The 13,810-nt window shown below is 42.2% G+C and carries 12 protein-coding genes; 5 read left to right on the forward strand and 7 right to left on the reverse strand.

The window, feature by feature from the left end:
- Positions 1 to 53: 53 nt before the first annotated feature.
- Positions 54 to 956 carry a LysR family transcriptional regulator ArgP gene (locus C5470_RS10140; protein WP_036842822.1) on the forward strand — a complete coding sequence of 301 codons (903 nt, stop codon included), beginning with the start codon at positions 54 to 56 and terminating at the stop codon, positions 954 to 956.
- Here the strand turns inward: C5470_RS10140 and C5470_RS10145 are convergent.
- A complete protein-coding gene (locus tag C5470_RS10145; RefSeq protein WP_036842820.1) occupies positions 953 to 1,675 on the reverse strand; it encodes an oxidative stress defense protein in 723 nt (240 codons plus the stop codon). The genes C5470_RS10140 and C5470_RS10145 overlap by 4 nt on opposite strands.
- Positions 1,676 to 1,788: 113 nt before the next feature.
- Positions 1,789 to 2,412 carry an arginine exporter ArgO gene (gene argO / locus C5470_RS10150; RefSeq protein ID WP_166288407.1) on the reverse strand — a complete coding sequence of 208 codons (624 nt, stop codon included), beginning with the start codon at positions 2,410 to 2,412 and terminating at the stop codon, positions 1,789 to 1,791.
- Between the two features lie 497 nt (positions 2,413 to 2,909).
- On the opposite strand from argO, the gene C5470_RS10155 reads away from it, so the two are divergent.
- The 3 genes from C5470_RS10155 (at position 2,910) to C5470_RS10165 (ending at position 5,075) form a co-directional block, all read left to right on the forward strand.
- Positions 2,910 to 3,074 (forward strand): hypothetical protein, encoded by a 165-nt coding sequence (locus C5470_RS10155; protein ID WP_166288410.1) that lies wholly within the window; start codon positions 2,910 to 2,912, stop codon positions 3,072 to 3,074.
- Between the two features lie 175 nt (positions 3,075 to 3,249).
- Positions 3,250 to 4,548 carry a darobactin maturation radical SAM/SPASM protein DarE gene (darE, locus tag C5470_RS10160; RefSeq protein ID WP_166288413.1) on the forward strand — a complete coding sequence of 433 codons (1,299 nt, stop codon included), beginning with the start codon at positions 3,250 to 3,252 and terminating at the stop codon, positions 4,546 to 4,548.
- Positions 4,545 to 5,075, forward strand: a complete 531-nt coding sequence (locus C5470_RS10165; protein WP_166288416.1) for a GNAT family N-acetyltransferase — start codon at positions 4,545 to 4,547, stop codon at positions 5,073 to 5,075. The genes darE and C5470_RS10165 overlap by 4 nt, the downstream gene beginning before the upstream one ends.
- A gap of 175 nt (positions 5,076 to 5,250) precedes the next feature.
- On the opposite strand, the gene mscS is transcribed toward C5470_RS10165, so the two are convergent.
- Positions 5,251 to 6,123 (reverse strand): small-conductance mechanosensitive channel MscS, encoded by an 873-nt coding sequence (mscS, locus tag C5470_RS10170; RefSeq protein ID WP_166288419.1) that lies wholly within the window; start codon positions 6,121 to 6,123, stop codon positions 5,251 to 5,253.
- A gap of 134 nt (positions 6,124 to 6,257) precedes the next feature.
- Positions 6,258 to 6,629 (reverse strand): YacL family protein, encoded by a 372-nt coding sequence (locus C5470_RS10175; RefSeq protein ID WP_036842808.1) that lies wholly within the window; start codon positions 6,627 to 6,629, stop codon positions 6,258 to 6,260.
- 163 nt (positions 6,630 to 6,792) lie between these two features.
- Here C5470_RS10175 and C5470_RS10180 point away from each other — a divergent pair, with 163 nt between their 5' ends.
- Entirely contained in the window at positions 6,793 to 7,026 is a 234-nt protein-coding gene (locus C5470_RS10180; protein WP_207626944.1) for a Dabb family protein, read from the forward strand.
- Positions 7,027 to 7,523: 497 nt separating this feature from the next.
- Here C5470_RS10180 and acnB read toward each other — a convergent pair whose 3' ends face one another.
- From acnB to aceF, 3 genes are all read right to left on the reverse strand, one after another.
- Complete coding sequence (gene acnB, locus C5470_RS10185; RefSeq protein ID WP_166288422.1) at positions 7,524 to 10,121, reverse strand: bifunctional aconitate hydratase 2/2-methylisocitrate dehydratase; 2,598 nt, start codon at positions 10,119 to 10,121, stop codon at positions 7,524 to 7,526.
- A gap of 450 nt (positions 10,122 to 10,571) precedes the next feature.
- Positions 10,572 to 11,999 carry a dihydrolipoyl dehydrogenase gene (lpdA, locus tag C5470_RS10190; RefSeq protein ID WP_166288573.1) on the reverse strand — a complete coding sequence of 476 codons (1,428 nt, stop codon included), beginning with the start codon at positions 11,997 to 11,999 and terminating at the stop codon, positions 10,572 to 10,574.
- A gap of 207 nt (positions 12,000 to 12,206) precedes the next feature.
- Positions 12,207 to 13,802 (reverse strand): pyruvate dehydrogenase complex dihydrolipoyllysine-residue acetyltransferase, encoded by a 1,596-nt coding sequence (gene aceF / locus C5470_RS10195; protein WP_166288425.1) that lies wholly within the window; start codon positions 13,800 to 13,802, stop codon positions 12,207 to 12,209.
- Between the last annotated feature and the right edge of the window lie 8 nt (positions 13,803 to 13,810).

Genomic DNA, 13,810 nt, shown 5'->3' on the forward strand with positions numbered 1-13,810 from the left:
GGAAAAATATGGCATAGTGCTATGCAGAACAATCAATGGAGAATCTTTCTGTAATGAAACGCCCTGATTACCGAACACTGCAAGCCTTGGATGCTGTGATCCGTGAGCGTGGTTTCGAACGCGCAGCCCAGAAACTCTGTATCACTCAATCCGCAGTTTCCCAACGTATCAAGCAGTTGGAAAATCTGTTCGGTCAGCCTCTGTTAGTGCGCACCGTTCCTCCACGCCCCACCGAACAAGGGCAAAAGCTGCTGGCGCTACTGCATCAAGTAGAATTACTGGAAGAACAATGGTTAGGCGATGAATCGGGTACAGATACTCCACTGCTGCTTTCACTGGCAGTTAACGCCGATAGCCTGGCTACCTGGCTGTTACCGGCATTACACCCAGTGCTCGGTGATTTACCGATTCGGCTGAATATTCAGGTTGAAGATGAAACCCGTACTCAAGAACAATTAAGAAGAGGTGAAGTCGTTGGTGCAGTCAGTATTCAACCACAACCATTACCTGGTTGTCTGGTCGATAAACTAGGGGCATTGGATTACCTGTTTGTTGCGTCACCAGAATTTGCTACCCGATATTTTCCAAATGGGGTTACCCGTTCAGCACTACTGAAGGCACCTGCAGTAGCATTCGATCACCTGGATGATATGCATCAGGCATTTTTACAACAGAACTTCGATTTATCGCCGGGCAGTGTTCCATGCCATATCGTCAACTCATCTGAAGCTTTTGTGCAACTGGCAAAACAGGGTTCTACCTGTTGTATGATCCCTCATTTACAAATTGATCAGGAACTGAAAAAGGGCAAACTGCTCGACCTGACACCGGGTTTATGTCAGCGCCGGATGCTCTATTGGCATCGTTTCGCACCGGAAAGCAGAACCATGAAAAAAGTGACTGACGCCCTGTTGAAAATTGGGCGTCAGATGTTAAGACAGGATGACACGGATTAAGGTTTTAACTCAAACACAACATCAACCTGATCGCTAAAGCTGATGGTGTCCTGTTGGTAAGTTTCTCCCACGCCAGCAGCCGCACTTCCTGCCAGCACAACATCATTATTGCGGTATTTCATATAGGAAATATCTGGCGCTCGATAATTGATGCTGTATATCGGGCCAAGTTTACTGTTAAAGCCTTTCGCTAACACATCAGCCTGCTCAATCGCATTCTGAATAGCTTTCTGTCGGGCTTCATCACGATATTTTTGTGGATCGTCCACACCAAACTGAACGGATGAGATCTCATTCAAACCCGCTTTTAATGCGCCATCAAGCAAAATATTAAGATGATCCAACTTACGAACCTTCACTTCCACCGAACGGATTGCACGATAACCTTTTAGCACAGACTTATCGGATTCTCTGTCATACTCATAGTCAGGTTGAGTACGCAGATTCGCCGCATTAATATCTTTCTTTTCAATACCATTCTCTTTTAGAAAATCAAAATACTTAGCAACAAGCTCATCAACCTGTTTTTTAGCACCAGAAGCATCTTTGGCAGAAATATCGACGTTAATCATCAATGTTGCCATATCCGGTTCTGCTTTAATTACCGCATTACCAGAAGTCACAATATGAGGGACCACGGGTAAATCAGCTGCCTGCGCAGAGAGAGGTACGCCTCCTGCACTTAACATTGCAGCCAACCCTAATGATTTTAATTTCACCACAACCTCCGTAGAAAATCTGTCAAAAAAAGAGTTTATCCCCGGAAAAACCGAAACATGCATGGGATAAATAAAACACTAACACACACACTGTATGCAAAAAAGTGTCCAGGTTAACCAGAAATTATCAATCCCTGTTTAGCAAGTTGCCAAGCTATATACCACATGACAATACAGATAAATCCATTAATAATTCGTTGAGAACGTGGCTTACTCAGTACCGGGGAAAACCAAGCAGCGAGGAATGCCAGAGCAAAAAACCAGCTAATGGAAGCGCTTGCAGCACCAAAAGTAAACCAAGGCCTGAGTTCTGAAGATAATTGACTACCAATACTTCCCAGTATAACCAGAGTATCCAGATAGACATGTGGATTTAACCAAGTGACAGCAAAGATAATCGCAATGACCCGCCAGCGACTTCTCGCTATATTGCCAGTCTGTGTGAGCTCAGCATTCGCAAGCAGAGCCACACGAAAGGCCCTCCAGCCATACCACAATAAAAAAGCAACCCCTCCCCAAGTGACAAATTGCAGTAGTAAAGTTGACTGTCCAAGCAATGCACTCCCCCCAAATACGCCGGCACCAATCAGAAAACCATCGCTGATAGCACACAAAGTGGCACTCATCAGATGGAATTGTCTTCGGCTCCCTTGCTGCATAACAAAGGCATTTTGTGGACCAAGAGGCAAAATCATTGCAGCACTGAGAAAAAAACCCTGCACAAATGTCGATAACATAAAAAAACTCCTCAATAATTATTCACTTTACTCTTCCAATGTTCAGAATATTAAGAAGAATAGCTCATTCTAGGAAACAAATAGTTCTAATAGATCATAAGTAATTTTAATCACTCATTAAAAGCCAGATTTTTGCAGTAAAAATATTTGATTAATTAAAAAAATCAGGAAAATACACATTCAAACATGAATAAACCCGTCAATTATATAGAAATCAAAAGAAAAAGATTATTTTTTAAAATTTATTGATTTCACGCTGTTAACAATCATCATTATTATCGCTCCTGCTATCTGAGATCTCCTCACATAAAGTATTTCAAGTCTGAATTCAGATATCAATACCTCTCTATCATCAAATCACTCAACTATTTATTCTATAAAATCAAATAACAATAAAAAAAACTATAAAAGACGAATGGATTATTGGCATTTATTAAAAACATTAACTACCCTTTAATTACTGACTATCAAGCGCCAATAGAAAATGGGGTTTATATATGAACATATCCACAAAAAATCACGATGCTAAATTACCCCCTCAAGGGGAAAATAACATAAAACAATGTAAAAATAGAGATAATGATAGAGAGATTAATAATAACAGAGATAAATCAGAATACGAAAACTATCCTGAGCTTTCTCAATGGACTTATAGATTCTAAATAATAATGTAATTTAAACAATGGCATTGGTAGTCAGTACTTATACTCAAGACAAATCCGATTAGCGCTATTTTATTTCTCATTTTCAATACTAATGTATTGTATATACATATTAATAGCTTCACACAGTCTGAGGAAAAACCATCTACAACAATAATACTTAAAAGAGGCTAAGATGAAAGAAAAAATAGAAGTAAGAAACATAGATGTAAATGGCGATATGAGTGCTAATTACACTAAAAAAAGATCTAAAATCCCTTATGAGCTATATGCATATGAAGATATAAAGAAAATTCCAATCCAAGATATCCTTTCTGATGAGGAAATAGAAATTTATGAAAATGAAATGCGGAAGAAAATAGAAGTAAAGCCGTTAGGATCTAATAAACTTGTTGTTGTTACCAAAGCGACCAGATTATGCAATTTAAGGTGCTCCTACTGCCATTCATGGGCTGAAGGGAAAAATAACACAATGAGTTTTAGTAGCTTAGTTGCCATAACTAAAAGGCTCCTTGATATTCCTGATTTAATTAGAGTGGAATTTGTATGGCATGGTGGTGAAGTTACAAGATTAAGACCCGAATTTTTCATAAAATTCATTTGGTTGCAACAACATATTAAGAGAGACAACCAATTTATCACTAACGCGATACAAACAAATGCTGTAAATATAAGTGAAAAATGGATCTCATTGATAAAAAGATTGAAGATTAGTGTTGGAATAAGCCTTGATGGTCATCCCGAGATTAATGATAGCAGAAGAGTTGATCTAAAAGGTGTCGGTACTTCTAAAAGAATAGAGAAAACAATACAAACATTCAGAGATAACAACATTAAATATGGGGGGTTAGTTGTTGTTGATCGACTTATACTTGAATCAAATAAAAAAGAACTATTAGACTATTTCGCAAAAATAAACCTCAATGATCTCGTTTTCCTAGATATAGTTCCAGATAACAGGTTACTTCCTGGAGAATATCCAGGTGACAGTTATATCAATTACTTCGAATACATGGACTTCCTCTCAGAACTATTCCTGATTTGGTGGAAGGAATATAAAGACACAATTAACATTCCTTTGTTTAACTCATTCGTTGGTGTTTTAAAAGGTGCTAACAATGTTCTGATGTCATGTTATTGGTCAGAAAAATGCCATCAAGAAGTTGTTACAATTGAGCCAAATGCAACTGTATCTGCATGTGACAAATACGTCGGGAGTGAAAATTTTTACTATGGATCATTGCTGGATAGTGATTTAAAAACATTACTAGATAATTCTTTACATTATGAAAAATCAGAAAAAGAAGAAATTGATAATAATAACAACATGGAAAAATGCCAATGGTTTCATCTATGTCACGGTGGGTGCCCACAAACAAGAATAACTAACAGGAAGCACAATAAAATGTATTCAGATACATTAGCATGTTGCGGAACTGACAAGCTACTTAATACAATCTCAGGGGCTTTATGATGGAAAATCATAATAAAAATACTCACTTTAATGAAAACGAAATGAATAAATTCACTTTTGTAGAATCAAAATTAAGCAATGAAGAAGTCATTGATATACATGATATAATGACGAACTCAGGAGAGGTAAGACCTATTGGATACTTTAAGTTATGCCAACATGAAATTAAAGAATCAAAGAGAATAGTGCTAATATGTCGTCATAATACAGAGTTTGTAGGAATGGCACACATTCTCTTGATATCTGAGCGTACATCATTTAATGACATGGGAATAATTGAACTCCATGACCTCTGGATTAACCCAAAGTGGAGGAGAAATGGCATAGCACTTCACTTCTCTCGCAAGTTAGAGGAAATTTGTCATCAGCGACTTAACGTAAAAAAGGTTGGCTTGGCTATACAACTCTATAAAAATAATGAGTATATTTTACGACTCTATATAAAAGTTGGGTATAAACCCATCGATTTGCAATTAGATGGTATTAATACTGTATTATGGATGACAAAAGAAATTGAGCTTTGTTGAATGACTGATACCGGACGATTAGAGTCTATCCCAATGGCTCACATTTCGAAGTAACTCAATCCGGTCTGAGCAATCGCAAAACTAATAAATCGCCAACCGGACTGAGTTATACCAACAATAGCACCAACATCGACACCTCAACATATGCGAAGAGGATCATAATAATAAGCAGACTTTAATCGTTCATCCTATTCTGCGCCACAACCTGATTTTGATGTAAATAAACATCCATTTGCGGGTAAGGAATACCGATATTGTGTTTATCCAATGTACGTTTAAAGTTTTCCATCAAATCCCAATAAACGTCCCAAGCATCACCATTGGTCGTCCATACACGCACAATAAAATTCAGCGAAGAAGGTGCCATTTCATGCAAACGGATTGTTACACCGCGATTATGCTGAATACGGCTGTCTGCCGCAATAACATCACCCAGCACTTTTTTGACTTCATCAATATCAGCATTATAGGCAACCCCGACCATTATTTGCGTCCGACGGTTCGGTTCACGGCTGGTATTAATAACATTATCTGCAATAATTTTCCCATTCGGAATAACAATAATTTTGTCATCGGCTGTACGCAATGTTGTAGAGAAAATCTGCACCTGAATCACAGTGCCTTCAACTGCACCCAAGATAACATATTCACCGGCCCGGATTGGCCGGAAAGCAACCAACAATACACCGGCAGCAAAGTTGGACAAAGACCCCTGTAAAGCTAAACCAACGGCTAAACCCGCGGCACCGATAACCGCAATCACCGATGCTGTCTGAACCCCTAATTTGCCCAAAACAGCGATAATCGTGAACGCAATTACCGAATAACGGACAATCGCAGCCAGGAAATCTGACACAGTTACATCAATGCCACGCAACGACATAACTCTTTTCACACCCTTGCTGATTAATTTTGCTGCCATCAACCCCAAAACAAGGATCAGAACAGCAGCAACCATATTGACCAGATACTGAATGATTAAGTCCTGATGATTAATAAACCAGCTTGTAGCCTCATTAATACCACCAGACAGACTGATATCTTCCATTAAAACCACCTTGATTATTTAGCTATTCAACTATAATTAACAAAATTACCTAATTGCTATTCTTCATAGCAGGTATCGATAGCAAGAAAAAAACCTATCGCGCCAGAAAATTATTCTGGTTTATATACAAATGGTTACCAGTCGTTTTTTCGCAAAATAAAATCCCGATAATCGGACAACATATCAATAAAATCCTTGGTACCACAAAAAGCCAGACTCTCATTATCGTAATAACTCATGCCCTCTTCCATCTCATCAGTTTCAAACTCAAGCTGATTAGCACGAACCATAACTTCTTCGTCATCCATTAGCAGCGTATATTCATGACCCACAAGTTGCCATTGGCGTTCACTGCCCTTGATTTCAGCCAGCGCTGTGGTGATCTTATCCAGCACAGTCAAGTCACCTTTAACCTCTTCATTCAGCCACTGACCAATAGCTTCGTGATCCATTGAGAATCGGCTAGTCACCTGCCCAGTGACACCCAGCAAAAATTCGTAGTCCATCATTACCTCCGGTGCGTTCTCTTCATTAATAATATCTCAGGGAAACAAAAACAGCAAAATCGAACGTTTTGCCTCTGATTGATGAGATACATTCAAGAATATTGCAATACAGCTATTTATTTTCTATCTTGTCTGGAGAAAAAAACACTTTCAGGAACCATGTATGATACGGCATATCCTTTTGTTAAAATTCACATCCGATATAAAAGAACAACAATTAGCGGCGATAAAAGAGGCCTTTATTTCCATACAGCATCAAATCAAAGGTATTTTTTCTGTTGAGTGGGGAAATAATATCAGTAGTGAAAACAAGAACAAAGGTTTTACACACGCGGTCACAATGACATTTTATGATCACAAAGCTATTTTCAAACTATCTGCCTCATCCAGCGCATAACAACCTAAAAGAACTCATTATGGATTCTATTGATGACATCATCGTCTTTGATTATGAAGTAGCTTAGATAAGATTAAGGAAAATATTTACATCGCCAGAAAATAACCATTTACTAATCAATGATTGACGTAAAAAATATTGTCGACATGCCTCAGAATCATTAGACATACCGATTAGAGCTTGTAAATAATTCTGTTTATCCCCATATTTAACGCCCATTTGCCATTAAACTAATACCTGGGTTTTCTCGTTTTTCCTAATGTTTTCTCTTCCAATATCGGCATAAAATCGAATTTTTACCCACTTTAAAAAAACCTTAATCACCCCTTTTTACCTTTAATGATTAAAGTTTTTACCTATTTTTTCATGATGCCCTTGCCAGTTTTTCCAAATTTTAACACCACGCTGACAGATAAAAAACGGTTTTTCTTAACAACTGTCTTTGAAATGGGAGGTTTTTACCTCCCATGTTTTACAGTAATTGCAATATACCGGAATTACACTGCAGTTTGGAAAATCACATCATCCGCTTTTTCAGTGTATTGATTCAGTTGATCAAAATTGAGATAACGGTAAGTATCTTCCGCGGTCTCATCAACTTTATCCATAAATTGCTGATACTCTTCCGGTGTAGGCAAACGTCCCAACAGAGAAGCCACCGCAGCCAGTTCGGCTGATGCCAGATAGACGTTCGCTCCCGTTCCTAAACGGTTCGGGAAATTACGGGTTGAAGTGGAAACCACCGTTACACCGTCAGCAACACGTGCCTGATTACCCATACACAAGGAACAACCCGGTATTTCAATCCGTGCCCCACTCTTACCAAAGATGCTGTAATAACCCTCTTCAGTGAGTTGAGCCGCATCCATCTTGGTTGGTGGAGCAACCCACAAGCGAGTTGGCAATTGGCCTTTATGCTGATCCAATAATTTACCGGCAGCACGGAAGTGACCAATGTTAGTCATGCAAGAACCGATAAAGACTTCATCAATTTTGCTGTTAGCCACGTCAGACAGCAAACGTGCATCATCGGGATCATTCGGTGCACACAGAATTGGTTCTTTGATTTCAGCTAGATCGATTTCGATAACCGCAGCGTATTCCGCATCAGCATCGGCTTCCAGCAATTGAGGATCTTTCAGCCAGCTTTCCATGCCCGTTACACGACGTTCCAGTGTACGGCGGTCACCATAACCTTCAGCAATCATCCATTTCAGCAATACAATATTAGATTGCAGATATTCGATAATCGGCGCTTTATCCAGTTTAATCGTACAACCTGCCGCAGAGCGTTCTGCCGAAGCATCCGCAAGCTCAAATGCCTGCTCAACTTTCAGATCTGGCAAACCTTCGATTTCAAGAATACGGCCAGAGAAGATGTTTTTCTTACCTTTCTTCTCAACGGTCAGAAGACCTTGCTGAATCGCATAGTAAGGAATTGCATGTACCAAATCACGTAAAGTGATGCCCGGCTGCATCTGCCCTTTAAAACGAACCAGCACAGATTCAGGCATATCCAGAGGCATCACGCCAGTCGCAGCCGCAAACGCCACCAAACCAGAACCAGCCGGGAAGGAAATACCTATCGGGAAACGGGTATGAGAATCTCCCCCCGTACCTACGGTATCAGGCAACAACATACGGTTTAGCCATGAGTGAATGATGCCGTCACCCGGACGCAGGGAAACACCACCACGGTTCATGATGAAATCCGGCAGAGTATGGTGAGTGGTGACGTCAACCGGCTTAGGATAAGCAGCTGTATGGCAGAATGACTGCATCACCAAATCCGCAGAGAAGCCCAGACATGCCAGGTCTTTCAGCTCATCACGGGTCATTGGACCGGTAGTATCCTGAGAACCCACAGAGGTCATTTTAGGTTCACAATATTCACCAGGACGAATGCCCACAGTGCCACATGCCCGACCAACCATTTTCTGAGCTAAGGAGAAACCACGGTTACTCTTCTCAACCGCTTTCGCCTGACGGAATACATCACTTTGCGGTAAGCCAAGCGACTCACGCGCCTTACTGGTCAAACCACGGCCAATAATCAGTGGAATACGACCACCCGCACGAACTTCATCCAGCAACACATCGGTTTTCAGTTCAAATTCAGCCAGTAACTCATTGGTTTCGTGCTTGCGTACTTCGCCTTTATAGGGATAGATATCAATCACATCCCCCATATTCAGTTTGGTCACATCTATCTCGATTGGTAATGCACCGGCATCTTCCATCGTATTGAAGAAGATTGGCGCAATTTTACCACCCAAAACAACGCCACCACCGCGCTTGTTTGGTACAAATGGAATATCTTCCCCCATAAACCACAGCACTGAGTTAGTAGCTGATTTACGGGAAGAACCTGTACCGACCACATCACCGACATAAGCCAGCGGGTGACCTTTCTTATTTAGCTCTTCAATCTGTTTGATCGGGCCAACACTGCCAGCTTGATCAGGTTCTATGCCTTCACGGGCATTTTTCAGCATGGCCAGAGCATGCAATGGAATATCAGGACGTGACCATGCATCCTGCGCAGGAGATAAGTCATCCGTATTTGTTTCACCAGTCACTTTAAATACAGTAACTGTGATTTTTTCTGCCAGCTCAGGGCGTTCCAGATACCACTGCGCATCCGCCCAAGAGTGCATAATTTGTTTGGCTTGTGGATTACCGGCTTTCGCTTTTTCTTCTACATCATAGAAGTTATCAAACATCAATAAAGTATGAGAGAGCGCTTTAGCTGCAATGGGAGCCAATTTTTCATTACCCAGAGCATCAATCAGGGGATGAATATTATAACCACCCTGCATAGTTCCAAGCAGTTCAACCGCTTTTTCTGGCGTGATGAGCGGTGAAGTGGTTTCACCTTTTACAATGGCGGCAAGAAAGCCGGCTTTTACATATGCCGCTTCATCAACACCAGGGGGAACACGGTTAATCAATAGATCTAACAGGAAATCTTCTTCACCTTTTGGTGGGCTCTTCAGTAACTCAACCAGCGCCGCCGCTTGCGCCGCGTCCAATGGCTTAGGGACGACGCCTTGGGCTGCACGCTCGGCTACGTGCTTGCGGTATTCTTCTAGCACGACTTTCTCCTCGCTCTCATTGTTATTTATCTACCCGGCTGTCTGCACCCGCCTTAGAACCTGTATCATCAGACTATTGTGTTTTCGTAACAATAACGCAACGCCCACAGGGACAAGCTGTTAGTTATGGTTCCGGGTGCCAGGTCAGAGGATTGCCAGCATAACCTAATCAGTTCAAGTTAAGTTATGCCCAGCTTCGGGCGCTCAGCATACCAAAATTTGAATGCGATGTTAATTCGTTCACATAAAAGTAACATTAACTGATAGTAATATTCTGAATTAGTAGTAGATAACACTATTAAAACAGATTATTCCGCTGATTTTTACCAGTAGCACCCACAAAAACCACACTTTTTATACCCTATTTTTTGAACAGATCATACCAGATATAAAAAAACGGCTTCCAGAAATGAAAGCCGCTTAGTTGATTACATCAGGCGATTTAAGAAATTATTTCTTTTTCTTTGCCTTAGCATTTGGCAAGTCAGTAATACTGCCTTCAAAGATTTCAGCCGCCAGACCGACAGATTCATGCAGCGTTGGGTGTGCATGAATAGTCAACGCGATATCTTCTGCATCACAACCCATTTCAATCGCCAAACCGATTTCACCTAGCAGTTCACCACCGTTAGTACCTACAATGGCGCCACCGATAATACGGTTACTTTCTTTATCGAAAATCAGTTTGGTCATACCTTCAGCACAATCAGAAGCGATCGCACGGCCAGAAGCGGCCCACGGGAAAGTTGCCGTTTCATAGCTAATGCCTTGCTCTTTCGCTTCTTTTTCAGTCAGGCCAACCCATGCAACTTCTGGTTCAGTGTAAGCAATGGATGGTATCACTTTTGGATCGAAGTAATGTTTCTTACCAGAAATCACTTCAGCCGCAACATGACCTTCGTGAACACCTTTATGCGCCAGCATTGGCTGACCAACAATGTCACCGATAGCAAAAATGTGCGGTACATTGGTACGCATTTGTTTATCAACATGGATAAAGCCACGGTCATCAACTTCAACACCCGCTTTGCCCGCATCTAGCATCTTACCGTTAGGTACACGACCGATAGCAACAAGAACCGCGTCATAACGCTGCGGTTCCGCCGGTGCGTTTTTGCCTTCCATCGTGACGTAGATACCCTCTTCTTTAGCTTCTACTACAGTCACTTTCGTTTCCAGCATCAGGTTAAATTGTTTACTGATACGCTTGGTGAATACTTTCACCACATCTTTATCAGCCACAGGAATCACCTGATCCAACATTTCAACGACATCAATCTGAGAACCCAGAGCGTGGTAAACGGTTCCCATTTCCAGACCGATAATACCGCCGCCCATCACCAGCAGACGCCCAGGAACCGTTGTCAGCGCCAGTGCATCGGTTGAATCCCATACGCGAGGGTCATCATGAGGGATGAATGGTAATTGGATAGGACGGGAACCCGCGGCAATAATGGCATTATCAAAATTAATCGTTGTTGCGCCACCTTCACCTTCAACAACCAGCGTGTTAGCACCAGTAAATTTACCAACACCATTAACAACTTTAACTTTGCGGCCTTTAGCCATACCAGCCAGACCACCGGTCAGCTGATTGATAACTTTTTCTTTCCAGACACGGACTTTTTCGATGTCAGTTTTTGGTTCACCAAAAACGATGCCGTGATTGGCCAGAGCTTTAGCTTCTTCAATAACTTTTGCTACATGAAGCAATGCCTTAGAAGGGATACAACCAACGTTAAGACAAACACCACCTAAGGTAGAGTAACGTTCCACCAGGACGGTTTCCAAACCTAAATCCGCGCAACGAAAAGCAGCAGAATACCCTGCTGGACCTGCCCCAAGCACCACAACCTGGGTTTTAATTTCAGTACTCATCATGACCTCTTAATTGTTTGTCCGGCGGGTCAGACGCCAAAAAACGATATATTCCACCGGGACCTACACACCGCGAGCAGTTTACAGAATTGTTAATAACCTGAAAAGCGCGTTAACGTGACAGAACTCGCAACAAACCAACCAGATGCAAGCGGTTTCCCTGCCACAACAATAACAATCAGGCCGGCACATGGCCGGCCTTTGAGATTACATCACCAGACGGCGGATATCGCTCATTGCATGATTAATAAATGTAATGAAACGCGCACCATCAGCACCATCGATCACTCGGTGATCGAAGGAGAGTGACATAGGCAACATCAGGCGTGGTACAAACTCTTTACCATTCCAGACCGGCTTCATGGATGAACGGGATACGCCCAGGATAGCCACTTCCGGTGCGTTAACGATTGGCGTAAATGCTGTGCCACCGATACCGCCCAGGCTTGAAATAGTAAAGCATCCACCCTGCATATCAGATGCAGTCAGTTTACCTGCGCGGGCTTTCTTAGACATCTCTGTCAGCTCGCGGGATAAGTCAATGATGCCTTTCTTATTGACGTCACGGAACACCGGAACCACCAAACCATTAGGTGTGTCAACTGCCACACCAATGTTGATGTATTTTTTCAGCGTCAGTTTCTGACCATCTGCCGAGATAGAGCTGTTAAAACGCGGCATCTCTTCCAGCGCTTTTGCTACCGCTTTCATGATGAACACCAGTGGGGTAATCTTCACGCCAAGCTGTTTCTTCTCAGCTTCCTGATTCTGCTGTTTACGGAAGTTTTCAACCTCAGTGATGTCTGTTTCGTCGAACTGTGTAACATGTGGGATCATCATCCAGTTACGGCTCAGGTTAGCACCCGAAATTTTCTGGATACGACCCAGTTCAACTTCTTCAATTTCACCAAATTTGCTGAAATCAACTTTCGGCCAAGGCAACATACCCGGCAGACCACCACCGGCTGATGCAGGCGCAGATTCAGCACGTTTAATCGCGTCTTTCACGTAAGACTGAACGTCTTCACGCAGAATACGGTTTTTACGACCTGAACCTTTCACTCTAGCCAAGTTAACGCCGAATTCACGCGCCAGACGACGGATCACCGGCGTTGCGTGAACATAAGCACTATTTTCAATGAAATCGTTTTTATCTTCTTCTGCAAAGCTGCTTCTGCTCTCCAGAACAGGAATAGCTTTCTCAGGTTCAGCCACTGGAGCCGGAGCAGAAGCCACAGGTGCAGGTGCTGCACCCACCACTTCGAATACCATGATCATAGAACCGGTTTTCACTTTATCACCGGCCTTGATTTTAATCTCTTTAACCGTACCGGCGAACGGTGCCGGTACTTCCATAGAGGCTTTATCGCCTTCTACGGTGATCAGTGACTGCTCTGCTGTAACCGTATCGCCTTCTTTGACCATCACTTCGGTCACTTCAACTTCATCACCGCCGATATCGGGTACATGAACATCTCTGTCCGCAGAAACCACAGGTTCTGGTTCTGCCATACGAGAGGATAATGGTATCGCCACTGATTCTTCAGCAGGTGCAGCTTCTACAGCGCCCTCTGCGGAAGCAAAAATCATAATCAGCTTGCCAGTTTCAACTTTATCGCCAATCGCAACGATGATTTCTTTAACAACACCCGCCTGAGGGGATGGAACTTCCATCGAAGCCTTATCACCTTCTACCGTGATCAGCGATTGTTCAGCTTCCACTGTATCGCCAATTTTCACCATGATTTCGGTGACTTCAACTTCATCTGCACCGATATCCGGTACGTTGATTTTGATAGTCATTGATCTTT

The organism is Photorhabdus stackebrandtii (assembly GCF_011189495.1).
GTDB lineage: Bacteria > Pseudomonadota > Gammaproteobacteria > Enterobacterales > Enterobacteriaceae > Photorhabdus > Photorhabdus khanii.

Excerpts from the sequence above, each read along its gene's own strand:
- C5470_RS10140 (WP_036842822.1), top strand. The coding sequence starts at position 54 with ATGAAACGCCCTGATTACCGAACACTGCAAGCCTTGGATGCTGTGATC.
- argO (WP_166288407.1), bottom strand. The coding sequence starts at position 2,412 with ATGTTATCGACATTTGTGCAGGGTTTTTTTCTCAGTGCTGCAATGATT.
- C5470_RS10155 (WP_166288410.1), top strand. The coding sequence starts at position 2,910 with ATGAACATATCCACAAAAAATCACGATGCTAAATTACCCCCTCAAGGG.
- darE (WP_166288413.1), top strand. The coding sequence starts at position 3,250 with ATGAAAGAAAAAATAGAAGTAAGAAACATAGATGTAAATGGCGATATG.
- C5470_RS10165 (WP_166288416.1), top strand. The coding sequence starts at position 4,545 with ATGATGGAAAATCATAATAAAAATACTCACTTTAATGAAAACGAAATG.
- mscS (WP_166288419.1), bottom strand. The coding sequence starts at position 6,123 with ATGGAAGATATCAGTCTGTCTGGTGGTATTAATGAGGCTACAAGCTGG.
- C5470_RS10175 (WP_036842808.1), bottom strand. The coding sequence starts at position 6,629 with ATGGACTACGAATTTTTGCTGGGTGTCACTGGGCAGGTGACTAGCCGA.
- C5470_RS10180 (WP_207626944.1), top strand. The coding sequence starts at position 6,793 with ATGATACGGCATATCCTTTTGTTAAAATTCACATCCGATATAAAAGAA.
- lpdA (WP_166288573.1), bottom strand. The coding sequence starts at position 11,999 with ATGAGTACTGAAATTAAAACCCAGGTTGTGGTGCTTGGGGCAGGTCCA.
- aceF (WP_166288425.1), bottom strand. The coding sequence starts at position 13,802 with ATGACTATCAAAATCAACGTACCGGATATCGGTGCAGATGAAGTTGAA.